Origin of the sequence: Kitasatospora sp. NPDC048286 (assembly GCF_043201735.1) — a bacterium.
In the GTDB taxonomy this organism is placed as follows: domain Bacteria; phylum Actinomycetota; class Actinomycetes; order Streptomycetales; family Streptomycetaceae; genus Kitasatospora.
On the sequence record NZ_JBICZE010000007.1, the window covers coordinates 37,830 to 63,158 of the forward strand.

Here is a 25,329-nt window from a genome sequence, read left to right on the forward strand (position 1 = left end):
ACAAAAGGGAGTGACACCGGAAGCGCATTGCCGCGCAACGGATCCACGGCGGTCCGGCGGGCGCGCGGCCGTTTCCGGAATTCCCCGGAAATCCGTGCCGCCGGAAATCGAAGGCCACATCCGTGCCGGAAAATCAACATTTACTTTCCCGGAATCGCTCTGCATAGTGGTGGGTCGAATCGAGAGGGGGCTCTTCCTTGTCGCAGATCCACGGCAACGCCGCACAGCAGGTGGAGCTGGAGCGGGTGCAGGTGTCCGTCATCGGCGAGCTGTTCGACGAGCGGCTCGCCGGGGCGCGGGCGCAGCTGGCCCGGGTGCTCGCGTCGGCGGCCGGCAGCGCGGGCGAGGTGTACGAGCGGGAGGTGGCGGCCGGGCGGCTGGCGGGCGAGGTGCGCCGGCTGGAGGGCGCCGAGGGAGGGCTGGTCTTCGGCCGGATCGACCTCGCGGACGGGACGGTGCTGCGGATCGGTCGGCTGGGCCTGCAACGGGACGAGGACGAGCTGCCGCTGCTGGTGGACTGGCGGGCGGAGGCGGCACGGGCCTTCTACGAGGCGACGCCGGTGCACCCGATGGGGCTGCGTCGGCGCCGTCATCTGAGCCTGGCCGGCCGCACGGTGGTCGGGGTGAGTGACGAACTGCTGGACGGCTCGGAGCCGGCCCGCGGGGACGTCGTCGGTGACGGCCCGTTGGCGGCGGCGCTGCGGGAGCGGCGCACGGGTCGGATGGGGACGGCGGTCGCCACGCTCCAGGTGGAGCAGGACGCGATCGTCCGGTCGTCACACCGCGGGGTGACGGTGGTGCAGGGCGGGCCGGGCACCGGGAAGACGGTGGTGGCGCTGCACCGCGCCGCGTACGTGCTGTACGCGTTCCCGAAGGCGGCCGAGCGCGGCGTGCTGGTCCTGGGGCCGAACGCGCGCTTCCTGGACTACGTCTCCCAGGTGCTGCCCTCGCTCGGGGAGAACGACGTCGTCCTGGCGACGTGCGAGGAGCTGGCCGGTGTCCGGCCGGGTGCCGTGGGCGGGTTCGGGGCGGCGCGTCTGAAGGGCGGTGCCGAACTGGCCGACGCGCTGGCCGGGTCGGTCCGCGCGCGGCAGGCGCCCGGCGGGGACTTCACCGTCCGGGTCGGGCAGGAGTGGGTCCGCCTGGCGGAGGGGGAGGTCGCCGGGGCGCGCGAGGCGGCGCGGGCGAGCGGACTCGCCCACAACCGGGCACGCCGGCTGTTCCTGGAGCTGCTGGTGGACGCCCTGACCGGCGCGCTGGCCCGCGGCATGGCCGAGGACCTGGAGCGCATCGACGCCGAGGTCGCCCAGCTCACCGGCGTCGACTTCGACAAGATGGCGGCCCGGGACCTGCGCAACCTCGGCATCGACGGCGAACCCTCCACCGGGGCCGACGAGTTCGACGCCGACGCCGTCCGGTCCGCACTCCTGGACGACGCGTACGTGGACCGGGCCGTCGAGGAGCTCTGGCCGCGGCTGGTGCCCGGCGGGGTCGTCGACGCCCTGCTGGCGGACGCCGACGCACTCGCCGAGTACCTGCCGCACCTCACCGACGACGAGCGGGCGTCGCTGCTGCGCTCCCCCGGCGCGCCGTGGGCCGAGGCCGACGTGCCGCTCCTCGACGAGGCGGCGAGCCTGGTCGACGGGCCGCCCGAGCAGGCCTTCGGGCATGTCGTCGTCGACGAGGCGCAGGAGCTGACGGCCATGCAGTGGCGGATGATCGTGCGCCGGTGCCCGGGGCGGTCGATGACGCTGGTCGGTGACTTCGCGCAGGCCGGCCCGGCGGCGACCGCGCGGGACTGGGACGAGGCGCTCGCCCCGCACCTCGGCCGGCGCTTCGACCTGCGGACGCTGACCGTCAGCTACCGGACCACACAGGAGATCCTCGCCACCACCGGGGAGTTGCTCCACCGGATCGCCCCGGCGCAGCCGCCGGTCCGGTCGATCCGGCACGGCGACGAGCCGCGGTCCGTCGCGGTGGCCCCGGAGCGGCTCGTCGGCGAACTCGTCCGCGAGCTGCGGGCGCAGGCCGCCGCGCATCCCGGCGAGTTGCTCGGCGTCGTCTGCGCGGACGGCCGGGTGGCGGAACTGGCGGCCGCCGGGGTCGAGGAGTACGCCCGGCTGGTCCCGGCGTCGGAGGCGCGCGGCCTGGAGTTCGACGAGGCCGTCGTGGTGGACCCGGAGGGGATCGTCGCGGCCCGTCCCGCGGGCGAACGGGACCTGTACGTCGCCCTGACCCGCGCCACCAAGCGGCTGTGCACGGTCGTCGTCCGGGGGTCAGGGGCGTAGCGGGCGCCCCGCGCCCGGCTGAACCGATGCGGCGGAATCCGTAGTCACCGTCGTTGCCGCATCGCACGGTCCTCTGCCGCGCGTCGCTGCCGGTCGGCCCTGTCCTTCGCCGCGTCCTTGCGGGCCTGGGCCGCGTCGGGGGGCTCCACGACGTGGTTGCAGTTGCCGCAGACGTAGCCCCCGCGCGGGCCGTAGGTGATCTCCGCTCCGCACTGAGCGCAGTTCATGCCCGACACGCCGACCTCCCGAGTGGTGACCTCTCGGGAGGTGGCGTTGGCCGGCGGGGGGACGACGTGCCAGCACGAGCCGCACACGTACCCGCCCAACGGCCCCTCGGTGGCCGGTTTCCTGCACTTGCCGCAGCGCGGAGACTTCATGGCTACCTCTCGGCGGGCTGGACGCTTCGGAGGAACAGCCTAGGGATGTGTTCCGGATGCACCCGGGTGGGGTTAACCCCACCCCTCGTCCGCCAGTAGCCTCCATGGCCGGCGGTACCCGCCGTTCCTAACCTGGGTCACGTCGACGACCAGCGACGATCCGCCGGCGATCCGCGAGGGAAGGCACCACCATGGCACGCCGCCACGACCGCTCCGAGTACCGGTCCGAGTACCGGCCGAACGGGCCGACCGGGCCTTTCGATCCTTCCGGCCAGGCCCGAGCCGCGATCGAGTTACGGGCGGTACGACGCAGCTACGGGCGCGGCGGTGAGACGGTGCACGCGCTGCGCGGCATCGACCTGGCGCTGGCGCACGGCACCTTCACCGCCGTGATGGGCCCGTCCGGCTCCGGCAAGAGCACCCTCCTGCAGTGCGCCGCCGGCCTGGACGAACCGACGTCGGGCGAGGTGTTCCTCGGCGGCGAGGAGATCACCGGCCTGAGCGAGAACCGGCTGACCGAACTGCGGCGCAGCCGGGTCGGGTTCGTGTTCCAGGCGTTCAACCTGCTGCCCTCGCTGACCGTGCTGCAGAACGTACTGCTGCCGCTGCGCCTGGCCGGTGAGCGTCAGGACCGTGGCAGGGCACGGGAGTTGCTCGACCAGGTCGGTCTGGGTGGGCACGCTTCACGCCGGCCGGGCCAGTTGTCCGGCGGTCAGCAGCAGCGGGTGGCGATCGCGCGTGCGCTGATCACCCGCCCCGATGTGGTGTTCGCGGACGAGCCGACGGGTGCCCTGGACACCCGCACCGCGCACGAGGTACTGGGACTGCTGCGGCACGCGGTGGACACGATGGGTGCGACGGTGGTCATGGTGACGCACGATCCGGTGGCGGCCTCGTTCGCCGACTGCGTGGTCTTCCTGGCCGACGGCGCCCTCGCGGGCGAGTTGCCCCACCCGGATCCGCAGTCCGTCGCCGACCGGATGGTCACGCTCACCACCGGCCGGGTGGAGACGGCGGCGTGAGCAACGGCCTCGCGCGCGCCTCGGTGCGCTTTCGGCCCGCCTCCTTCGCGGGCACGTTCATCGCCCTGCTCTTCGCCGCGGCGGTCATCATGGCCTGCGGCACCATGCTGCAGACCGGCATCACCGCCACCGTGCCCCCGGTCCGCTACGCGAACGCGCCGGTCGTCGTCGCGGCCGATCCGGACGTCGAGATCGTCCGCAAGGTCTCCGACAAGAAGGAGAAGACCGTCGACCGGCCCGTCTCCGACCGGGCCCGCGTGGATGCCGCCCTGGCCCGGCGCATCGCCGCGCAGCCGGGCGTGGCGGCGGCCCGCGCGGACTCCGCCTTCCCGATCCAGCCGGGTCCGGCGACGCCGGGCCTGACGGGGCGCGGGTACGCGGCGCTCGGCATCGCCGGCGGCGCGGACACCCTGGTCGAGGGCGTCGCACCCGGCGACGGCGAGGTCGTCCTCGACGCCGCCACCGCGCGCGCCGCCCACCTCACCTCGGGCGCGAGCCTGATCCTGGTCGCGCCGGGCGGCAGCGGCACCTACCGGATCTCCGGCCTGGCCGCGCCGCAGAGCGCCGGCCCCACCGCGTGGTTCGCCGACGACACGGCCGGCCGGCTCTCCGGCCACCCCGGCCGCGTCGACGCCGTCGCCGTCCAGCCACACGAAGGCGTCAGTGCCGGAGACCTCGCCCGGCAACTGCGCGACGCGCTGCGCGACACCGCCGACCGGAAGGCCGCCGGAGCATCCCAGCCCGCCGCCTCCCCCACCGGGATCAGGGTGGTCACCGGCGACGCCCGCGGATCCGTCGAACAGCCGGCGCTCGGGGCCGGCCGGACACTGCTCATCGCGATCGGCGGTTCCTTCGGCGGCACCGCGACCATGACGGCCGTCTTCGTCGTGGTCTCCACCATCGCGCTGGCCATCGGCCAACGAGCCCGCGAGTTCGCCCTGCTGCGCGCCGTCGGCGCGACACCCCGCCAGATCCGCCGCTCCGTCGCCACGGAGGCGGTGCTGGTGGCCCCGCTCGCCGGCGTGCTCGGCCTCGTCCCCGGCGTGGCACTGGCCCGCTGGTGGCTCGACGGCCTCGCCTCGCGCGGCGCCGTCCCCCTGGGCGTCGAACTGGACCTCGGCCCGCTCCCCGCGCTCGTCGCCGTCGCCACCTGCCTGCTCGCCGCACTGGCCGCCGGCTACCTCGCCGCCCGACGGCCCTCCAACCTGCGGCCCGGCCAGGCGCTCGGCGAGGCGTCGGTGCCGGTGGCACGAACGGGCGTGGTGCGGACCCTCCTCGGTGTGGTGGCCATCGCCGGCGGCGTGGTGCTGACCGCGGTCGCCGCCAACCTGAGCGGCGAGAACGCCGCCAACACCGCGCTCGGCGTGGTCATGTGCTTCCTGCTGGCCATCGCCCTGCTCGGCCCGTGGGTGGCCCGGATCGCCGCCGGAGTACTCGGCCTGCCGCTGCGGGCCGGCGCGGGCGGCGCCGGCGGATCACTGGCCGCCGACAACGCCCGCGCCAACGCCCGCCGACTGACCTCCGCCCTCACCCCCATCGCGATGGTGACCGCCTTCTGCGGCACCATGCTGTTCATCCAGAGCAGCGTCCAACACGCCACCGGCGAGCAGGTACGCGACGGGATCACGGCCGACCACGTGCTCGGCTCCACCGGCCCCGGCCTGCCCGCCACCACCGCCGAACAGGCCGCCCGGGTGCCCGGCGTCGACACCGCGATCGGACTGCTGCGCACCGGCGCCGTCTACCGCTCCGACGGCAAGCTCCGCTCCGCCAACGTCCTCGGCATCTCCGGCGACCCGGCGAAGCTGCCCCGGGTCCTCGACCTGGGGGTGCGGACCGGTTCGCTCGCCGACCTCGCCCGCGGCACCGACACCGTCGCCCTCGACACCGCCCTCGCCGACAAACTCGGCCTCAAGACCGGCGACCGCGCCTCCTTCTGGCTCGGCGACGGCACCCAGGCCCAGCTGACGGTCGTCGCCACGTACGAACGCGGGCTCGGCTTCGGCCAGTTGGTCCTGCCCCGGGCGGCCGTCGCCACCCACGCAGCCGTCGCCTACGACAGCCAGGTCCTGGTCGCGGACACCCCCGGCACCGACCACGCCGACATCGCCACCCGCCTGGCGAACCTCGCCGCCGACACCTCCGGCACCGCAACCGCCACTCCCGGCGCACTCACCGTGGCCGACCGCGCCGGATACCTCGCCCAGACCGACCGCAGGCGCGCAGCCGGCGACTGGGCGAACTCCGTGATGGCGGGCGTCCTCGGCGGCTTCGCGGCGATCACCGCCGCCAACACCCTGGTGATGACCGTCCTCGACCGCCGCCGCGAAGTGGCCCTGCTACGCCTCACCGGCGCCACCCGCCGCCAGGTGCGCGGCATGATGCGCTGGGAGGCCCTGCTCGTGGCCGCGGCCGGACTGCTGCTGGGCGGCGCGATCGCCTGGATCACCCTCGTCCCGATCGCCCGCGGCCTCGCCGGCACCGCACCGTACGTCCCGCCGGGCACCGCCCTGACCCTGGCCGCCGCGGCCGTCACACTCTGCCTCGCCGCGACAGCCCTGCCGACCCGGGCCCTGCTGCGCACCCGCCCGCTCGCGGCGGACGGCTGAACCACGTCCGGGTCGGGCGGCCCGCCAGAGCCCCGCCATGTTCCCTCAGTCACCGGTGTGCCGAACGAACAGGTTCCGCCAGCGCTGGCTGAGGACATGGCGTTTGCCCGCCGCCAACGGCGCGAGTGCTTCGCGAGCGGCGCGGATCTCCTGGTCCCGACCACTCCAACTGTGCGTCGACGACGGGTCGCTACGGCGATAGACGGCGGAAACGGTGCTCCACTGCTGATAGCCCAGAACCTTCGCGAGTGCGACCCGGTTCTCCGCCCACGTCTGCGCAGCCGGACTTTCCTGATGACCAGCCGCACCGACACTTCCCGTTTCCAGGCGAGCCAGGTCGTCGTCGACAAGACGGGCGCCCACGAGACCATCGGCCAGTTCCTGACGGATCGTCGCGAGCCATCCCCACAGAGTGGAGATCAGACCGCCGACCACGACCCCGATGAGACCGAACCACGCAGCATCCACGCATTGATGGTACGTCAATTGATCCGTATTTTGGCGCATTTGATTCGGAGAAGCCGGGGCGCCGCTACGCCCACAGGTAGCTCGATCGCGAGTGCCTGGGCAGCAGGAGGGCGGCGATCAAGCCCGTCAGCGGGCTCCGCCCGCGCCGATCCCGGTTCCTGGCGCTCCAAAGGATTTCAAGGTTTGCTTAGCGGCAAATTCATCTTGCCGGTTGACCTGAGTACGTACGCTGACGTACCGGCTGCCAGGAAGCGATGCCTATCGGCTCCAGGCACGAGCATCTCCGGGGATTCGTACACAGGAGACGTATCGTCAGGATCCGCCCTGGTGGCCCTACTTGCGCGCTTAATTCGGCCCACCGGGAAGCGCTTGCTGATACGTTGCACATGCTTTACTCATGTCAATCTCATCTGAAGGCCTGGCCGACCGAGCCAGGCCTCCTCGGAATTAAGGATCGGCCGTGGAGATATCCCGCTTCAGCAAGCCCTTCATCGTCGGCGCGATCGGCGTTCTGGCCGCAGGCGTCGGGATCGCGTCCCTGACGGTCGCGCAGGCCGCCACCGGGAGCAGTTCTGCGGACGCCTCGGCGATACCCGTCGCCGTGGAGGACTTTCAGCACCCCGGAGCCGACCGCCTGCTGCAGGAGCGTCAGATCACGCTCCGGCAGGGCGACGGGCACATCTGGCTCAAGGAGGGCCCGGGGAACACCGTGCCGACCGACTGCCAGGCCTCGAACGAGATCTTCATCGAGTCCCGCCTCGACAAGCGCGGCTACTGCTTCACCACCAACAGCAAGACGGGCTACCTCGCCATGGAGCTGCCGGACGTCTACGGCATCTGGACCGAGGACCGCGCCGTCAGTGCCAAGCTCACCGCCGGAGGGCAGGAGAAGCAGGTCGACGTGGCCCCGAACTCGGCCGCGCCCGTCGGCGAGAGCCTGCCCGGCGGGAAGCGCTCCGTTCTGGTCGAACTGCGCGTCACCGGCTGACGAACACCCCGGCGCAGGCCTCGCCGGCTGCTGTGCGGCCTGCGAGGATCCGGCAGGCATCAACACCAATCGGACGGCTGCCGACCGCTGACGACAGGCACCCCGGCGCTGTGCCCGCGCCGACGAGGCCTCCGGATCCGACGCACCGACGCCAACCACCTGAGATGTCCGGCAATTTGAGCTGCCGTCACCGGAGGCGTCGAGCAGCGCTCCGGTCGGCTGCCCTGGCCGTCCATGCCGAGAAGCCGACCGATTCGCTTCGGCCCACGCCTGTGGGCATCCCGCTTCTGTTCATTCTTCGCAGGGACATCCCCATGTATCGCAAAACCCAGCCCCAATCTCAGTCTCGGTCTCAGCACCAGTCTCGTTTACGGCGGACGGGGGTGCTGGTGGCGGCCGCGGCCGCCTGCACGCTGAGCTCCTACTCTCCGGCCGGTGCCGTGACCGGCGACGCGGCTCCCGACAACACCTATGCCAGTACCGCCCGGATCGTCGTCGGTGACAGCCTGCGTGGCTGCACGGGTGCGCTGGTTGACCGCTCCTGGGTGCTGACCGCGGCGTCCTGCTTCTCCGACGACCCGGCGCAGCCGCAGGCGCTCGCGGCGGGTGCGCCGAAGTGGAAGACGACCGTCACGGTGGGTTCCAAGTCGGTCCAGGTAGCCGAGTTGGCGCCGCGTCAGGACCGTGACCTGGTGATGGCCCGCCTGGCCACGCCCGTGGACGGGGTCGCTCCGCTGTCGCTGGCGACGACGGCCCCGACGGCCGGGCAGACGCTGCGGGTGCCCGGTTTCGGCCGGACCAAGGACGAGTGGGCGCCACTGAAGCTCCACACCGGTGCGTTCAGTCTCGACACCGTGAGCGCGACCGGTATCGGTACCACCGGCACCGGTGGCGCGGCGATCTGCAAGGGTGACACCGGTGCCCCGGCAGTCCGTGAGGTCAACGGCAGGGCCGAGCTGGTCGCCGTCGCGTCCCGTTCGTGGCAGGGCGGCTGCCTGGGCACTCCGGCCACGGAGACCCGCACCGGCGCCTACAACACCCGGGTCGACGACCTCGGCGGCTGGGTGCAGCAGGTGAAGATGTCGGGTCTGGTGAGCCGGCTGTTCGTGGTCGGCGGTGACGGCCAGATCTGGGGGAACGGCGGCGCCTACACGGAGAACGTGTGGGGCACCTTCCGCCCGGTGCCCGGCAAGAACGACGTCCGGCAGGTCAGTGCCACCACGATGGGCGACAAGGTGCGCCTGTTCATGGTCGGTGACGACAAGCGGATCTGGACCACCACCGGCGACTACGCCGCCGGCACCTGGAGCCCCTACGACGTGGTGCCGAACAACAGCGGCATCGAGCAGGTGACCGCCGTCGCGATGGGCAGCAAGGTGCGCCTGTTCGCGGTCGGTGGCGACAAGCGGGTCTACACGGCGGCCGGCGACTACGCCGCCGGCGTCTGGACCACGTTCGAGGCGCTGCCCACCAGCAGCATCAAGCAGGTCGCGGCCGTCGCGGTCGGCGAAACGGTGCGGCTGTTCGTGATCGGCGGCGACGGCCAGATCTGGACCACCACCGGCGACTACGCCGCCGGCACCTGGACCCCGTTCACGGCCGTGCCCAGCACCGGCATCCAGCACATCGCCGTCACCGCCTCCGGGAACACCGTGAACCTGTTCGCGGTCGGCGCGGACCAGAAGGTCTGGACCACCAGCAGTACCGACAACGGCCCCTGGGCCACCTTCGCGGCCGTCCCGAACACCGGCGGCATCAAGCAGGTCGCGGCCGCGACGATGGGCGACAAGGTGCGCCTGTTCGCCATCGGCAGTGCCGATGAGATCTGGACTGCCGACCGCAAGGCCGACGGCAACTGGACGACCTTCTACCCGGTCGCCAGCAGCTCCATCCAGAGCGTCTCCGCCGCCACCACCGGCTGAGCCGGCCCGACGCTCGGGCCTCACCGGCTGCTGCGCGGCCGGCGAGGCCCCGACGGGCATCGGCGTCGGACTCGAGCGCGAGCCCCTGAATCTCATCGGCACCCCCCGCTCCCGAGGGGTGCCGCCCTTTCGAACGTCCTGAGGAGATCTCTCTCATGTCCCGCAAGTCCCAGGCCCGTTCCCTGCGGGCCGGTGTGCTGGTCGCGGCCGCGGCCGCGACCGCCGGCACGCTGAGCAGTTTCTCCCCGGCCGGCGCCGTGGTCGGCGATGCGGCCGCCGACGGTTCCTACGCCTTCGCCGCGCGTCTGGTGATCGGCGACAACGTGCGGTCCTGCACCGGCGCGCTGGTGGACCGCAGCTGGGTGCTCACCGCCGCCTCCTGCTTCGCCGACGACCCGGCGCAGCCGCAGGCGCTGGCGGCGGGCGCGCCGAAGTGGAAGACGACCGTGACCGTCGGCGGCAAGTCGGCGGAGGTTTCCGCGCTGGTTCCGCGTGCCGACCGTGATCTGGTGATGGCCCGTCTGGCCACGCCCGTCGACGGTGTCGCCACGCTGCCGGTGGCCACCGCCGCGCCCGTCGCCGGGCAGGCGCTCCGGGTGCCCGCGTACGGGCGGACCAAGGACGAGTGGGTGCCGAACAAGCTGCACAGCGGCGCGTTCAGCCTGGACTCGGTGAGCGCGACCACTGTCGCCACCACCGGCACCGGCGGCGCGGCGATCTGCAAGGGCGACACCGGCGCCCCGGTGGTCCGCGAGGTCAACGGCAAGGCCGAGCTGGTGGCCGTCGCCTCCCGCTCCTGGCAGGGCGGCTGCCTGGGCGTGCCCGCCACCGAGACCCGCACCGGCGCTTCCAACTCCCGCGTCGACGACGTCGCCGGCTGGGTCCAGCAGGTCCGCGCGACGGCCGTGGGCTGGAAGACCCAGGCCCTGGTGCGCAGCGACGCGAACCTGTTCTTCGCGTCGCGGCTGTACGACGGTTCGTGGACCCCGTTCGAGGACGTCCAGGCCGTGGCGGGGAACATCGGTGGTGTGCGGGCCGCTTCCTCGGTCGGCATCAACGGTGACACCCATGTCGTCGCGCTCGGTGGTGACGGGCACCTGCACTACGCCGTGCACAGCCTCGACGGCGGCTGGGGGCAGAAGTTCGTGGACCTGAACACGACGGTGTCCGACCTGGGCAACATCACCCAGGTGACCATCGCCTCCGTGGGCGGTGACCTGCACGTGGTCGTCGTCGCGGACGGCTACCTGTTCCACAACGTCCGTTCGGAGAACGGGCAGTGGACGTCGTTCAAGGTGGTCACCGACGTGACCGGTCCGCTGAGCGGGATCACGTCCATCTCGGCGGCCGGTGCCGCGGGCGGGGAGCTGCACATCGCCGCCGTGGCCGGGGGGAAGGTCTACCACACGGCCCGTTTCGCCACCGGAAGCTGGTCCCGCTGGGGTTCGGTCGCCGAGGCCGCGGGCGCCACCGCGCCGGTGAGCGCCGTCGCCGTCACCCGGCAGAACAACGACCTCAACCTCGCCCTGATCGCGAGTGACGGTCAGTACCACACCATGCGCTACGCCAGTGGTAGTTGGCAGCCGGTCAGGTCGCTCGGCAGCGTCGTCGGGAACGTCACCGGTACCGGCATCAGCGCCGCCACCGTCGACACCGACGCCGTGTTCGCCGTCACCACCAACGACAACAAGGTCCTGCTCACCGCCCGTCACGCCGACGGCGGCTGGGCCGCCCCCGAGGACCTCAACCTCACCGCGATCCCCGGCAACCACACCGGAACCGTGATCACCAGCTCCCTCTGATTCACCACGCCTTCGAGTCAGGGCTCCGGTGGGAGAGGCCTTGGCCCTTCCTGCCGGAGCCCTGCCGCTCTGCCGCCGGTGGCCGCATCCGCGCCGCCGGCCGGAAAACCTATGCCCCTCAGAGAGGAACGTCTCATGAAACGCTCATTGCGCTCCCTGGGAGCGCCGGAAGGCACCGGGAAGAGGCAATCACGGGGAAGCCGAACGGCGGGGATGCGCCGCGCGTGCGCGGTTCTCCTGCCCATGGCCCTCGCCGCCGGCTTACTCGGCACGACATCCGCGTTGGCGGCGGAGTCCGACGGCACCCCGGACCTGCCCGGGCTGACGGACCGTGGCCGCGTGGTCGGCCTGTGGACCATCGGTGGCCCGGGCGTGAAGGCCGCGGCCGAGGCTGCGCTGACCGGTTCGGACGAGGACGTCAAGCGGTTCCTCGACGTCGAGAACGGCGACGCGGCGTACCACGACAACCGGGTGAGCGCGTTCCAGCTACTCGGCCTCGGCGGGCCCGGAGTGCAAGACGCCGCGACCAAGGCGCTGAAGGGTTCTCCGGCCGATCTGCGGGCCTTCCTCAGGGACGGCTGGCAGGCCCCACTGGAACAGGACCGGCGGGTCGAAGCCTTCCAGCTCATCGCCACCGGCGGCGTCAGCGTCAAGGAGCAGGCCACCACCGCGCTCAAGGGCACGCCCGAGGACGTCAAGAGGTTCCTGGAACAGGGCCAGTACGACGCCCGGGAAGTCGACAACCGCGCACGGACGATGCAGCTCCTCGGCTCCGGTGGCCCGGCCATGAAGGAGGCCGCCAAGGTCGCGCTGCGTGGAACGCCCTCCGACATCGTCGAGTTCCTGGAAATCGGTCAGTTCGTCGCCAGCGCCCGGGACAAGGAACGCGCCACCATCTCGCAGCTGGCCGACCAGGCCGAGCAGGCCGGCGCGCAGGCCCTGGCTGCCAAGGATGCCGCCAAGGAAGCGTCCGAGCGTGCGGTCAAGGCCTCCCAGCTGGCCAAGGACGCCGCGGAGACCGCAGCGACGGAGACCGAGAAGGCCGGCCAGGACCTGGCCCGTGCCACGGCGGCCGCCAAGGACGCGGCCGATGCGGCCCAGGGCGCGGCAGCGGCCGCGCAGCAGGCGACGGCCGCCGCCGGTGCCGCCAATCAGGCCTCCCGCGTCGCCTCCAGCGCCGCGGCCCAGGCCGCCAGCGCGGCCAGCGGCGCGGCCCTCGCGGCGGCCGGCGCCCGCAAGGCCGCCAGCGCCGCCTCCTCGGACGCGGGCAAGGCCTCCGAGGCCCGCCAGCGGGCCGAAGAAGCACGCAATGCCGCCGGTGACGCCCAGCGGGCCGCGGACGCCGCGGACAGTGCCGGCACCGCTTCCCTGGCTGCGGGCGAGGCCGCGGCTGCGGCCAAGAGCGCCAGTGGCAACGCGAACGCGGCCGCCGGTTCCGCGGACAAGGCGGGCCGTCTGGCAAGCGCCGCCGGCGCCGGCGCCAACCGCGCACAGGCCGCGGCCGAGCAGGCCCGCCGCCAGGCCGCCGAGGCCAACCGGGCCGCGGACGCGTCCGCGGCGCTGGCCGCCCAGTCAGCCCAGGCCGCCTTCCAGGCCCGCGACGCCGCCCACTCGGCAGCCACGCACGCCCAGAACGCGGCGGCGGCCGCGGACCAGGCTGCCGCGCACGCGGGTGAGTCCGCCGTCTCGGCGGCCGAAGCCGCCCGACAGGCAGAGGCGGCACGCACCGCCGCGTCGGCGGCGGGCGAGGCCGTGAAGACCGCCGGCGGCGTCTACGAACTCGCCCGCAAGACCGAGGCCGAGGATCTCACCGCCCGTACCGCGGCCGCCGTCGAGACGGCCCGGAGCATGAAGAAGGCCGACGACGAGGCCATCGGTGAGATCGGCACGCTCCTCGCCGGCTGGCGGGCCCAGGACGACGAAGCCGCCGCTCTGGCCGCCGAGGCCAGTCGGCCCGGCGCGGACCCGAAGGCACTGGCGGCCAAGGGCCGCAAGGTCGCGCTCCGGACCATGGAGACCGGCGGCTCGTGGTCTCAGGAAGCCGCGGCCGACGCCCTGTCCGGTACCGACGCCACCGTCCTGGACTGGGTGCGCACCGGCCGGCACAAGGCCGAACTGGACGACATGCGCCGGAACGTGCAGGAGATCGCCCAGGACAGCCCCGACGAAGCCGTCCGGACCGCCGCCACGGCCGCACTCAAGGGCAGCGCCCAGCAGATCGAGGCCTTCTACACCACCGGCCAGCACGAGGCCGCGGTGACCGACAACCGGGTCCGCGCCTACCAGGTGATGGCCGCCGGCGGAACCAGCGTCAAGGAAGCCGCCGAGAAGGCCCTGCGTGACGGGTCACCCAAGGCCGTCGCCGCCTTCCTGGCGACCGGCCAGTACAACGCCCGTCAGATCGACGAACGGGTTCTGGCCACCCAACTGCTCGCCAGCGGCGGCCCGGAACTCCAGGCCTCGGCCAGGATCGCGCTCTCCGGCACACCCGGCCTCGTCAGCTCCTTCCTGAAGACCGGCCAGTACATGGCCGACCGCAAGGACCAGCTGACCTCCGCCCACGTCGCGCAGATGCGCCGTCTGATCGCCGAAGCCTCCCAGACCGCGGCCAACGCCCAGCAGGACGCCTGGGAGGCCACTGAGGCCGCCGCCATCGCCGCCAACGCCTCCGGCGAGGCCGACAACGCCCGCGATCAGGCCCGTTCCTTCGCCGACCAGGCGGCCGGCTTCGCCGCCCAAGCCGGCCAGTCCGCCCAGGACGCCGAAGCCTCGGCTGCTCGCGCCACCCAGTCCGCCACCGCCGCCCGCAACGCCGCCCAGGCCGCCGGGCGCGATGCCGGCAAGGCCACTGCCGCGGCGACCCGCGCCCGCGCCTCCGCGGCCCAGGCGCGCTGGTCCGCCACCGTCGCCCGCGACGCCGCCACCCAGGCCTACAACTCCGCGATCGCGGCGGGACGGGACGCCGGAGCCGCCCAGCAGGCCGCCGACGAAGCCTGGGGCATCGCCGCGGAGAAGATGATCCAGGAGCGCCAGGCCGAGCTGGCCGCCGGGGACCCGGGTATCGAAGCCCAGACCAAGCAGCTCGAGGAGGAGTTCACCAAGGCGCTGGAGGCGCAGATCCGCCAAGAGATCTGGAAGGCGCAGTACTTCAGCCAGTTCAACTGCTTCTTCATCACGCCCGACACGCCGCGGGAGTTCATCGCCCAATGCAACATGGCCAAGGCGAACGGCACGTACGGGCCGGGCGGCGTGTTCGGACCGGGCACCATCACCGGACTTCTCGCCGAGTGGGGGTCCAGCAACGAGGTGCAGATCCTGAAGCAGCTCACCAAGTCCGTTCTCGGGGTGGACACCGCCGAGGAGTGCGTCAAGGAGAAGAACCTCGTCTCCTGCGCAGAGCTCGCCGTGACCTTCTTCCCGGCCGGACGGGCCGCCAAGCTCGCAGAAATCGCGACCAAAGCCAAGACCATCGAGCAGATCACCCGGGTATCGAGCGCCACGATCAAGTGGATTGAGAAGATTGACTATCTTCCCTCGCCGATGGAAGCGCAGCGGGCGATCGAAAAGCTCCCGCGCTGGGGTTCCGGGCTGATTCGAGACGGCCGGCACCTCGCGCCCGACTACGTGGTGAAGGACATCTCCTCCAAGGGCACGGTGTTCAGGATCACCGGCGGTGACGGGAGGCCACGCGTCCTCGTGCAGATGCCGGGCGAAGTGAACGGCGTCACGGGCCGGTTCGAGTGGCTCATCGAGGACCAGGGCGGCATCCAGGTAGTATCCCACCAAGGGTTCGTCAAAAACGGAACGATCAACGGTATCCCCAACAAGCCATGAGTGACTTTCTGAAGTTCAAGATCCCGGCGGAGTTCATCGAACCGCGTGTCCGCCCAAGCCTCGCGGAACTCGAGTACGGGCACCGCGAAGGCTGGATCGACGCCGACGGTGTCATCAGCCTCTGTACGCGACGCCTCGAGGCAGGCCAGGTGTCGCAGACGGAGGAGACGATCGCCCTTCTGCTGTCCGACGAGGCCGACCAGGTAGCCGGACTTCTGGAAGGGTCCGACGCAGGCCTTGCCGCGGACGACCTGCGGCTGGTGTGGCGATACCTGGCGCTCGCCTGGGCCTACGAGAACCGCGAAGACCTCGGCGACGCGCTGGGGGTGGTCGAGATGCTGTACGCGGGCTTCGACTACCCCTCCGAGATGGACGGCTTCGTCCGCTACATGCCGGCACAACCCGGGCAGACGACGGGAATCGATGCCCTCATGTCGCGGTGGGAGGAATTCGTCCGCAACGAAGGGGAGTTCTACCGAGGTCGTGACCGGGAGTCCGAAACCGACTGACGCCACCGGTGTCTGACACCGATCCGCCCGGCCATCGGCTGGGAAGGGCTGCTTCCGCAGGACTGCGGAAGCAGCCCTTCCTCGTGGGCTGAACGGCGGAACCCCCCTCCACGAGCGGGTCCTTGTCGGCGCGCCGCGGGCGACGGCCTCGCGCGGCACGCTCACCGCCGAAGCCGTGGCCCTCACCCAGGGCCGCCTCCACACCCCGCCCCCGTGGCCGGCGGCCACGGCGGCGCCGCGGTTCCGTCCCGGCGGGACGGGCCCGACCGGGAAGCGGAAACGGCCGGCGCTTCCACCACGGCGTACGCCTCCGGCGGGACCGGGAAGCGCTTCAGCAACTCGTCCATCCAGGCGGCCGGGTGGGTGGCCCGCGCCGGGCCGCCGGGGAGGGCGCGGGCCTGGCGGATGCCCTCGACCAGTGCCCTGACGGCGGCGTCGGCGGTGTACCGGTCGGCGACCCACTGCCGGCCCGCCCGCCGTACCTCGTCCTGGTCGGGCAGGTCGAGCAGTTCGAGGGCCTTGTCCGCCAGCCGGTCCGTTTCGAGCTCCGGGATCCGCCAGGCGGACGGCGAGTCGAACAGTTCCGCTCCGCCGCCGGCGGCGTAGCCGGTCATCAGGCAGCCGCTGGCCATCGCCTCGGCCGGCGGCAGTCCGAAGCCCTCGCCCTCGGGCGCTCCCAGCGCGATGAACACCGACGTGTCCGACAGGACGCGGGCGACCTCCTCGTGGGGAACCGCGTGGATGTCGTACAGGTCGACGCCCCGGGAGCGCGGGTCGGCGTGGAGCAGGCGGCGCAGCAGCGTGCTCTCGACGGGGCGCTTGCGGGACATCCACGCGATGCGCCGGACCCGCCCGGTCGCCGCCGGCCGGAACGACTCGGTGTCGATGACGCTGGGCACCAGGTGCGGCTCGTACTCGGGCAGGGCGCGGCGGAGCATGTCGACGCCCGCCTTCGAGACCGTCCACAGCGCCGGCCGGGACGACCAGCCCGGGTACGGTCCGGGGCCGGGGCCGGCCAGGAAGGTGACGTAGTGTCCCTGCGAGAAGACGACCTTGCGGCCGCCGGGCGCCGGGTCGTGGTCGGGGAGCACGCTGACCTCGGGCAGGACGAGCACGTCCTCGGGCCCGAGGTCCAGGGTCGTGCCGGACAGCGCCGGCACGTCGTCGGCGAACCACGTGTAGCGGAATCCCGGCGTGGGCGTCCAGCGGAACGCCTCGACTCCGGCGGCGCGCAGCAGCGAGACCTGCTGGTTCAGCGCGCGGATGCCGCCCAGCGGGAACTGGAACTCGAACGACGCGTAGATCACTCGGCCGGTCATCGCACCCTCCCTGCCCCCTGAGACACCGCGATCGGTGGTACCGACCCGCGAGGGTCCGTACGGAATCCCCGCGGCGCGCGTCGAGTCGCCTCGCCTCGCCTCGCCGACGCTTCCCGCCTCCTACCCGGTCCGCCCCGGCACAAGCCGCTCGCCCGGTCGGGGGAACTCCTCCAAGCCGGCGACGCCCGATCCGGAGGGGTCGGAGCAGCCGATCCCCCAGGCGGCGGCCCGGGCCGCGGCGGCCGCGCGGTTGGGGAGGTCGAGCTTGGCGAGGATGTGCTCGATGTGGGTCCCCACGGTGCGGGGCGTGACGTACAGCCGTTCGGCGATCTCCCGGTTGGTGCGGCCGGCCGTCAGTTCGGCCAGGACCTGCAGTTCGCGCGGCGAGAGCCCGCCCGGCCGGGCCGGGGCGCCCGGACCGGGCACGGCGGCCACGGCGGGCTCCTCGGACCGCGGGCCCGCGTGGGGGTCGACGGCCGCGGCGAGCGCCTCGCTGAGCAGGGTGACCACGGCCCGCGCGGGATCGGGCGCGCACCGCGGCCGGCGGGTGCTCACGTTCAGCACCCCGACGTACCGGCCGTCGACGGCGAAGAGGCACTGGGCCACCCCGTCCTCGATGCCGAGCGGGCGCAGCACCTCCCGGAAGCCCGGGGAGGCCGCCAGGAGCCGTCCGGGGACGTCCCCGAGCCAGAGGCCGCCCCTGGCCGGGCTGCGGAGCACGGGGAACACCGGGTCGTGGTGGAGCCGCGTCTCGATGTAGGCGGTGGCGTCGTCCGGGTAGCTCCCGGCCAGGGTGGTGTGGCAGCCGCGCAGCGGATCCCACCGGGCCAGCGAGGCGTGGTCGTACTCCATCACCCCCGACAGCGCCGCCAGGACCGCGTCGAGGCCGGTCGTGCCGACCGCCGCGCCCCTGGCGGCCTCGCGGACGCCGACGGCCGCGTCCAGGATCTCCGCCACGCTCCGCTCCGCTGCCATCGCCCCAGGATGATCATGTGCCCGGAATGCGTCAAACGCGCGCCCGGGCCGCGACACCGACGACTCCTAGTCCCGGCCATCGGGCTTCAAGGGCCTACCGTCCAGGGAGGTGGTCGTGAGCGAGGCGCGCAGCTCGGTGATGACGGTGGTTCGGCCGACCGCCGCGCAGGTCATCTCCAGGAGCACGAAGCCCAGGCGGTGCTTTCCCCGGACCATGCCGGAGCCGGCCAGGCTGCCGACCCCCTCGCACAACCAGTCGTAGACGCTCTGCGCGTCTCCGTCCTGCCACCCGTCGAAGGCCGCCGCCTCGATGCCGAGGGCCAGCTTCTCGGCCAGGTACTCGGGGTCCAGGACGGTACGGAAGCGGATCGTCAGACGCTCGAACCCGTGGCCCGCGCCGAACTCCCAGAGCGCCCACAGCTCGTCGACGCCATTCGCCCGGGGTGTGGCTTCGAGGAGCCAGTCGTACCGCTCCATGAAGGGCGCGTGGAGCTCCAACCATCGGTCGCGTTCGCGCGGCAGCACCAGCCAGGGGCTGGGGACCTCTTCGAAGGCCGGCCAGTCCACCTCGGGGCAGTCCCAACGCCCGCTCCACGAGCGGACCTTCTCCCGGTTGGCGATGAACTTCGCGCGCGCCTCGTCCGCTTCCCGCCGCTTCCGCCTGCCCAGGACCATGCGCACCAGCCTTCCCCGGTCGCCCCCGTCAGCCACGGCTCCTTGCTCGTTCGCGACTCAAGCCCGGCAGGTGGGCACCGAATCAATGTATCGACACGCAGGTCGTTCGAAAACCACTGCGACACATCGGAGTTGGGACACCGGAGCACCCCTCCGGGTCTCCGCGATCAGGAACGCCACCGTCGCCGAGGGGCGGTCGCGCCGGCCCCGCGGGGGCGTGCCGGAGGACCGGGCGCCGGACGTGCCGTGGCGGGTGTCCTCCTTTCCGCGCCTAGCAGCGGGCGAGCGTCGCCGTGACGGCGGTGCGGGCGGGTTCGCGGGGGTCGGGGTCGGTGGAGAGCCAGGCGAGGTGGCCGTCGGGGCGGACGAGGGCGGCGGTGACTCCGGACCAGGTGGGGCGGTGGCCTGCGGGGCGATTGTCGGCCGGAGGGGCGGTGTGGACGTCGAGGCCCGGCGTCACGTCGTGGGCCAGCGGCGCGAGCGGCGACGGGGTGTCGGGGGCGGTGGCCAGGTCGAGCAGGACGTAGCGGCCGCGGCGCAGCAGGGGCAGCAGCGTTGTGCCGCCGTGGACGGGGAGGTCGGGGGCGCGGGTCCCGGTGAGCGGGTGGGTGCCGGACGGTTCGGCGGGCGGGTAGTGGACGGCGAGGCCGGAAGCGCGCAGGGCCAGGGCGTCGGAGAACTCCGGTACGTCGCCGATGAGTTCGCCCAGCAGGTCACGCATGGCGAGGTTCTCCGGGGTGTAGCCGGTCATCAGGCCGGTCTGCGCGCTGGTGCTGCGCAGCAGGTCGGCGCCGACCGGGTGGCGTTCGGTGTGGTAGCTGTCGAGCAGGCCGTCGGGGGCGGTGCCGGCGAGGGTCTGGGCGAGCTTCCAGCCGAGGTTGCCGGCGTCCTGGAGGCCGACGTTGAGGCCGGGGCCGCCGGCGGGGAAGTGGGTGTGCGCGGCGTCGCCGGCGAGCAGGACCCGGCCGTGGCGGTAGCGCTCGGCCTGGCGGGTGGCGTTGCCGAAGACGGAGATCCAGTGCGGGTCGCGCATGCCGAGGTCGGTGCCGGCGATCCGGCGCACCCGGGTGCGGAGTTCCTCGATGGTGGGGGTCTCGGGCGGCTCCTGGACGCTGTGCGCGTCGTTGCCGACCACCCGGTGGAGGCCGTCGGGCAGGGGGAAGACCATGACGGTGCCGTACTCGTTGAAGGCAGTGTGCGCGGCGGGCGGCGCGTCGAGCGTGACGTCGGCCATCCAGGCCCACCGGGTGGCGGACGTGCCGGGGAAGCCGATGCCCGCGGCGGTGCGTACGGTGCTGCGGCTGCCGTCGCAGCCGACCAGGTAGGCCGCGCGCAGTTGCCGGTGCCCGGTGGGGGTGTCGACCTCGACGGTCACCGCGTCGTCGTGCCGGGTCAGACCGGTCACCCGGTGCTCGCGCAGCAGGCGGACGCCGACGGCCTCGGCGTGGGCGGCGATGAGTTCCTCGGTGCGGACCTGCGGCAGGACGAGGGTGAACGGGTAGGGCGTGTCCAGCCGGGAGAAGTCCATCCGGGTGGTGAGCGCGGCGAAGTGCCCGTTGGGCACCCGCAGTCCTTCGGCGAGGAAGGGCGTCACCAGTCCCCGGGCGGCGAACAGTTCGAGGGTGCGCGGGTGGACGGTGAGGGCGCGGGAGTGCGGGTCGGGCTCGGCCCGGGTCTCCAGCACGGTCACGTCGACGCCGTGGAGGCGCAGCTCGCAGGCGAGCCAGAGCCCGACCGGTCCGCCTCCGGCGATGACGACCCCGGTGGCGGCGTCCGGTGCGGTGGCGTGTTCGGCGGTGGCGGGTGCGGTGGTGGTGTGCGTTCCTTCGGGCATGACGAGACTCCCCTTCTTGGTCAGTGACCAATAACGATGCCTCCAGTAGACTAGGTCAGTGACCAAGAAGCAAACCCCGGCCGCCCCGCGAACCCGGCTCGACCCCACCGCCGTGGTGCGGGCGGCACTCGAACTGCTCGACGAGAAGGGCGCCGACGCCGTCTCCCTGCGCGGCACGGCCGAACGCCTCGGCGTACGGATGAACACCGTGCTGTGGCACGCCAAGACCAAGGCCCGACTGCTGGAGCTGATGGCCGACGCGATCGTCGCCGGGATCCCGCTCACCGACCTGCCCGCGGCCCCGGACGAGCGGGCGCGCGAACTGGCCCGCCGCTACCGCCGCTGCCTGCTCGCCCACCGCGACGGCGCGGCCGTCGTCGCCGGCACCTACGCCGCCGAGCCCGCGACCCTCGCGTTCGCCGAGCACCTCGTGGCGGCCCTGCTCGACGCCGGACTCGACGAACGCCGGGCCGCCTGGACGTTCTGGAGCATCCAGTACCTGACACTCGGCCTGACCCAGGAGGAGCAGGCACTCGCCACCTCCGGCGAGGAACACACCCTCGGCCCCGCACTCGCCGCCGGCAGCTACCCCGCGCTCGACCGGGTGGTGCCGCAGCTGGAGGACACGGCGTTCGACGAACGCTTCGAGTTCGGCCTCGACCAGCTGCTGCGCCCCCGACCTATGTGAGCAAGCGTCAAGTACGTTTGACGCCCGGACAAGCCGCTGGTCTACTCCCTCCCCATGACCGCCACCACATCGCCGCCACCTGCGCCGGACGCCCTCGCCGTCGTCGAGTCGATCGCCGACCTGGTCGGCGAGAACTACGTCTTCCCCGACGCCGCCCGGGAACTGGCCTCCCTGCTGCGGCGCCGGAGTGCCGAGGGCTCCTACCGCACCGAATCCGCCCAGGAGTTGGCCGAAGCGGTCACCGCGGACCTGCGGTCCGTCAACGGCGACCTGCACCTGGCCCTCAAGTACCACGCCGTGCCGGTGCCGCGCGAGCGGGGAGCGGCGGTGCTCGCCTCGATGCGGAGGGATTTCGACGCCTCCCTGGATGGTGTCCCGCGGGTGGAGATCCTCGACGGCGGCGTCGCGGTCCTGGAGATCGCCCCCAAGATGTTCCCGCTGGACTGGGCGGCGCAGCCGCTGGCCGCGGCGCTCTCACTGGTGGCCCCCGCCCGCGCCCTCATCCTGGACCTGCGCCGCAACACCGGTGGCGATCCGGACACGGTCGCCTTCGTCTGCGGCTACCTGCTCGACGGCCGCACACACCTCAACACCATGGTCTCGCGGCAGGGAGAGGTGGCCGCGCAGTCCTGGACGCCCCCGTTCGTCCCGGGCGCCCGCTTCGGCGGCGGCAAGCCGCTCTTCGTGCTCACGAGTGGCAGCACCTTCTCCGCGGGCGAGGAACTCGCCTACGACCTGCAGCAGCTCGGGCGCGCCGAGGTCGTCGGGGAAGCCACCCGGGGCGGCGCGCACCCGCGCGAGGGCTGGACGGTGCACCCGCACCTGGAGCTCAGCGTGCCCGTCGCCCGCGCGGTCAACCCGGTCTCGGGCACCAACTGGGAGGGCACCGGCGTCCGGCCCGATGTGCCGTGCGACGCCGAGGCGGCACTCGACCGCGCGCTGGCCCTGGCCGTGGCGCGCTTGACCCAGGAGGCTGATGGGGATGCCGGGCCCCGGCGTCTGGGGCAGCTCTGATCCGATCCGTTGTTCCCAGCTCAGCCCCGCGACTCGTCAACCACCGGGGCCCGAGCCGGTACCGGACTCGCTACGCCACTGCCCGCCGGACGCGGTAGTTCCAGCGCGTGAGTGACCGGACGACGGTTTCGGCGCCGATGGGGTTGGCGCTGTGGACGAAGACGGTTCCGATCCGGAAGGGCCGCCCGTTGAAGGCGGCCTCTTCCATGAGGGTCACCACGGGCATGATGCTGTCGTCGCCGCCGAGATCGTGGTCGAGCCAGAGTTCGTCGACGAAGACCTCGCGATGCTCTTCCAGGAGCTGGACGCCCTCACGGCTGGTGCGGGCGATCCGCGTGACTCCGGGGAGCGGCCGGAGGTCGTCTATGCCGAGGATGACGGGCGTCGGTACGACTGAATCCTCTTTCATCTGATCATCCTTTCAATCGGGCGGCCGCCGGAGCAACGGGGATATCGCGCCCGGCGGGTGACGATGGCCGCTTCCCGCGCCGCTCGGCCTGTTTGCCGACAGAGTGTCGGCAATATGCGACTTAGGTTAGGCTAACCAAAGTTATCGGGGTCTCTCCGACCCGGCCGCATCCGATCCCTGGAGGCCGCATGCCCGCGCCCGCACCCGTCCCGTTCTCCACCATGCTCCGCACCGCCAGCAGCGAGGAGCACGAGGCCGCAGAGCGGTCCTCGTTCATGAGCCGCCTGCTGGGCGGACGCCTCGGGATCGAGGCCTACGCCGACCTCACCGGCCAGCTCTGGTACGTCTACCGGGCGCTGGAGGAGCGGGCCGAGCAGCTCGCGGAGCACCCGCTGGCAGGCCCGTTCATCGACCGGGCGCTGCTGCGCACCGACGCCATCGAACGCGACCTGGCACACCTGCGCGGGCCCGACTGGCGGGACGGGCTGGCGCCGCTGCCCGCCACCGCCGCGTACGTGGCGCGGGTGGAGGAGCTGGCCGCCGAGTGGCCCGCCGGCTACCTCGCGCACCACTACACCCGCTACCTGGGCGACCTGTCGGGCGGCCAGATCATCCGGGGCGTGGCCGAGAAGGCCTGGGGTTTCGAGCGCAAGGGCGACGGCGTGCGGTTCTACGTCTTCGAGGAGGTCGCCAACCCCGCCGCCTTCAAGCGCGAGTACCGGTCCAGGCTGGACGCGGCGGGTGCGGCGATGGACGAGGTCGAGCGGCGCCGGGTGGTCGAGGAGTGCAAGCGGGCCTTCATACTCAACGGGGCGGTGTTCCACGACCTGGACGGGCGCTACCCGCTGAGCGCCTGAGCGTTCCCACTCCCCCGCGGTGAACGCACCGGCCCCGGCGAGCGGTTGCTCGCCGGGGCCGGTGTGCGTTCCCGACCGGGGTCAGGCCTGCGCGCCGCTGCGGCGGGTGCGCACCAGGACGGTGGCGCTGCCGCCGACCAGCAGCAGTCCGGCCGCGGTGGCCAGCAACGGGAGCACCGGGGTGTCCGCTCCGGTGGCGGCCAGCGAACCGGTGCCCGTGCCGGTCAGGCCGGTGCTGGTGAGCGAGGCACCTCCGGCCGTGCCGCCGCCCGAACCCTGGCCACCCGCAGCCGGGTTGGCGCCGGCGGTGCCGGACGTACCGGTGGCGGGCAGCGCGGCGTCCTTGTCGAAGGCCAGGGTGGCGCTGACCGGGTCCAGGGCCGTACCGGCCGGGTAGTTGGAGAAGACCGGGACGCCCTCGGCGGTGAGCGTGGCCGGGACACCGGTGAGCGTGACCAGGCCGTTGACCGGCTTCAGCGCGGAGACGGGGACGTCGAGCTTGGCGATCCGGGCGCCGCTCAGCGTGGTCGACTTGCCGTCCGGGGACTTGCCGTTGACGTCGGCAGTCAGGAAGGCACCATCCCGGTCGATGACCAGACCCGGTGCGGAGAGCGTGGTGTCGAGCGCCCAGCCGTCCTTGCCGGGGTGGGCGAGGAAGCGGACCGAGCCGGTGAAGCCGGCGGTCAGCGTGTGGTCGGCGGTGTTGTACGCGCCGGTGGCGCTGCCGAAGCGGTAGTCGGCCGCGCCGCCGCCGAACTCGACCTTGCCGGCGGCCATCGGGGATTCGAGGTACTTGCGGAAGCTCTCCTTGACCGTCCAGTTCAAGGTGCCGTTCAACACGGGCAGGCGGTCGGGAGCGGTGCTGGGGGTGCCGGTCTGGGCTGGTGTCGTGCTCCGGGTGGCCGTCGGCGAGGGGGTGGCAGTGGCCGACGGCTCGGCGGGGGCCGACGGCGTGCCGGACGGCGTGCCGGTCGGCTGCGCCGTCGGCGAGGCCGTACCGGACGGGGTGGACGTTCCGGACGGGACCGGCGTACCGGACGGCACCGGCGCACCGGACGGGACCGGCGTACCGGACGGAGCGGGCGTCGCCGGGCTCTGCTTGAGCAGCAGCGACAGCGGGTCCATATCCGCCCCGGCCCGGTAGAAGCCCGCGAAGGCCTGGGCGCCCTGCTCGGTCAGCTTGGCGGCGGTCGGCACCCCGGTGGTGGTGTCCCGCCCGACGGTGAAGGTCACCAGCGGCACGTCGTTCCGTCGGGTGGTCTCGGTGGCGCTCGTCGACTCCTTGGAGGCGGTGTCGGCGGTGAGCGTACCGGTGGTGCCGGACGTGGTGACCTTCAGGTCGCTGAGCGCGATGTCCAGCGCGCCGTGGTGGGCGGTGAAGTGCACGCCGCCGGTGAAGGAGGAGCTGAGCGCGTGGGTGGCGAGGTCGTACTCGGCACTCGCCAGGCCGAAGTGGAAGGTGCCGTCGGTGTTGCGGGTCGCACCGCCGGTCAGCTCGACCGCGCCGCCCTGGGAGGCGGGGCCCTCGATGTAGGTGCGGAAGCCGGCCTTCACGCCCCAGTCCAGCGCGCCGGTGTCGTACGTGACGCTGCCAGGGGCGCCGTCGGCCAGGGCCAGCGCGGGGGCGCCGAGGGCCGTCAGGCCGAGGCCTGCGGTGGCGGCGGCGAGGGCGGCCAGCCGGGTGCGGTTGCGGGACATGGTGGTTGCTCCGTTCGGATGGGGGGATGGCGGGGGGAAGG

At 72.8% G+C, this 25,329-nt stretch carries 19 protein-coding genes; 11 read left to right on the top strand and 8 right to left on the bottom strand.

Annotated elements, in window-relative coordinates; translation table 11 throughout:
• Positions 1-197: 197 nt before the first annotated feature.
• Positions 198-2,288, top strand: a complete 2,091-nt coding sequence (locus ACGF13_RS18410; protein ID WP_392875898.1) for a HelD family protein — start codon at positions 198-200, stop codon at positions 2,286-2,288.
• A gap of 44 nt (positions 2,289-2,332) precedes the next feature.
• Here ACGF13_RS18410 and ACGF13_RS18415 read toward each other — a convergent pair whose 3' ends face one another.
• Entirely contained in the window at positions 2,333-2,515 is a 183-nt protein-coding gene (locus ACGF13_RS18415) for a hypothetical protein (protein ID WP_392875901.1), read from the bottom strand.
• 341 nt (positions 2,516-2,856) lie between these two features.
• Between ACGF13_RS18415 and ACGF13_RS18420 the strand changes: the two genes are divergently transcribed.
• A complete protein-coding gene (locus tag ACGF13_RS18420; RefSeq protein ID WP_392875904.1) occupies positions 2,857-3,687 on the top strand; it encodes an ABC transporter ATP-binding protein in 831 nt (276 codons plus the stop codon).
• Positions 3,684-6,296, top strand: a complete 2,613-nt coding sequence (locus ACGF13_RS18425) for an ABC transporter permease (protein WP_392875907.1) — start codon at positions 3,684-3,686, stop codon at positions 6,294-6,296. The genes ACGF13_RS18420 and ACGF13_RS18425 overlap by 4 nt, the downstream gene beginning before the upstream one ends.
• A gap of 45 nt (positions 6,297-6,341) precedes the next feature.
• Here the strand turns inward: ACGF13_RS18425 and ACGF13_RS18430 are convergent, their stop codons facing one another.
• The gene (locus ACGF13_RS18430) at positions 6,342-6,764 is read right to left on the bottom strand and encodes a hypothetical protein (RefSeq protein WP_392875909.1); all 423 of its coding nucleotides are present in this window, start codon (positions 6,762-6,764) and stop codon (positions 6,342-6,344) included.
• Positions 6,765-7,224: 460 nt separating this feature from the next.
• Here ACGF13_RS18430 and ACGF13_RS18435 point away from each other — a divergent pair, with 460 nt between their 5' ends.
• From ACGF13_RS18435 to ACGF13_RS18455, 5 genes are all read left to right on the top strand, one after another.
• Complete coding sequence (locus tag ACGF13_RS18435) at positions 7,225-7,752, top strand: hypothetical protein (RefSeq protein WP_392875912.1); 528 nt, start codon at positions 7,225-7,227, stop codon at positions 7,750-7,752.
• A 389-nt stretch (positions 7,753-8,141) separates the two neighbouring features.
• Positions 8,142-9,674 carry a trypsin-like serine protease gene (locus tag ACGF13_RS18440; RefSeq protein ID WP_392875914.1) on the top strand — a complete coding sequence of 511 codons (1,533 nt, stop codon included), beginning with the start codon at positions 8,142-8,144 and terminating at the stop codon, positions 9,672-9,674.
• Positions 9,675-9,829: 155 nt separating this feature from the next.
• Positions 9,830-11,476 (top strand): trypsin-like serine protease, encoded by a 1,647-nt coding sequence (locus tag ACGF13_RS18445; RefSeq protein WP_392875916.1) that lies wholly within the window; start codon positions 9,830-9,832, stop codon positions 11,474-11,476.
• 243 nt (positions 11,477-11,719) lie between these two features.
• Complete coding sequence (locus ACGF13_RS18450) at positions 11,720-15,310, top strand: ALF repeat-containing protein (RefSeq protein ID WP_392875919.1); 3,591 nt, start codon at positions 11,720-11,722, stop codon at positions 15,308-15,310.
• Entirely contained in the window at positions 15,307-15,819 is a 513-nt protein-coding gene (locus ACGF13_RS18455; protein ID WP_392875922.1) for a DUF2247 family protein, read from the top strand. Before ACGF13_RS18450 ends, ACGF13_RS18455 begins: the two co-directional genes overlap by 4 nt.
• Positions 15,820-16,001: 182 nt before the next feature.
• Here the strand turns inward: ACGF13_RS18455 and ACGF13_RS18460 are convergent, their stop codons facing one another.
• The 4 genes from ACGF13_RS18460 to ACGF13_RS18475 form a co-directional block, all read right to left on the bottom strand.
• On the bottom strand, positions 16,002-17,138 hold the full coding sequence (locus ACGF13_RS18460; protein WP_392875924.1) for a glycosyltransferase: 1,137 nt from the start codon (positions 17,136-17,138) through the stop codon (positions 16,002-16,004).
• A gap of 120 nt (positions 17,139-17,258) precedes the next feature.
• Complete coding sequence (locus ACGF13_RS18465; RefSeq protein WP_392875927.1) at positions 17,259-18,113, bottom strand: response regulator transcription factor; 855 nt, start codon at positions 18,111-18,113, stop codon at positions 17,259-17,261.
• Positions 18,114-18,179: 66 nt separating this feature from the next.
• Complete coding sequence (locus tag ACGF13_RS18470) at positions 18,180-18,788, bottom strand: hypothetical protein (protein ID WP_392875929.1); 609 nt, start codon at positions 18,786-18,788, stop codon at positions 18,180-18,182.
• A 271-nt stretch (positions 18,789-19,059) separates the two neighbouring features.
• Entirely contained in the window at positions 19,060-20,622 is a 1,563-nt protein-coding gene (locus ACGF13_RS18475; RefSeq protein WP_392875932.1) for an FAD-dependent monooxygenase, read from the bottom strand.
• A 58-nt stretch (positions 20,623-20,680) separates the two neighbouring features.
• Between ACGF13_RS18475 and ACGF13_RS18480 the strand changes: the two genes are divergently transcribed.
• Together ACGF13_RS18480 and ACGF13_RS18485 are read left to right on the top strand one after the other, a co-directional pair.
• Positions 20,681-21,310 carry a TetR/AcrR family transcriptional regulator C-terminal domain-containing protein gene (locus ACGF13_RS18480; protein WP_392875935.1) on the top strand — a complete coding sequence of 210 codons (630 nt, stop codon included), beginning with the start codon at positions 20,681-20,683 and terminating at the stop codon, positions 21,308-21,310.
• Positions 21,311-21,364: 54 nt separating this feature from the next.
• Positions 21,365-22,324 (top strand): S41 family peptidase, encoded by a 960-nt coding sequence (locus tag ACGF13_RS18485; protein ID WP_392875938.1) that lies wholly within the window; start codon positions 21,365-21,367, stop codon positions 22,322-22,324.
• A 70-nt stretch (positions 22,325-22,394) separates the two neighbouring features.
• Here ACGF13_RS18485 and ACGF13_RS18490 read toward each other — a convergent pair whose 3' ends face one another.
• A complete protein-coding gene (locus ACGF13_RS18490; RefSeq protein ID WP_392875940.1) occupies positions 22,395-22,733 on the bottom strand; it encodes a cyclic-phosphate processing receiver domain-containing protein in 339 nt (112 codons plus the stop codon).
• Between the two features lie 188 nt (positions 22,734-22,921).
• Between ACGF13_RS18490 and ACGF13_RS18495 the strand changes: the two genes are divergently transcribed.
• Positions 22,922-23,590: a heme oxygenase (biliverdin-producing) gene (locus tag ACGF13_RS18495; protein ID WP_392875943.1), complete on the top strand. Its 669-nt coding sequence runs from the start codon at positions 22,922-22,924 to the stop codon at positions 23,588-23,590.
• 81 nt (positions 23,591-23,671) lie between these two features.
• Here the strand turns inward: ACGF13_RS18495 and ACGF13_RS18500 are convergent, their stop codons facing one another.
• Positions 23,672-25,288, bottom strand: coding sequence for an HtaA domain-containing protein (locus tag ACGF13_RS18500; RefSeq protein ID WP_392875946.1), 1,617 nt, complete (start codon positions 25,286-25,288; stop codon positions 23,672-23,674).
• Positions 25,289-25,329: the final 41 nt, after the last annotated feature.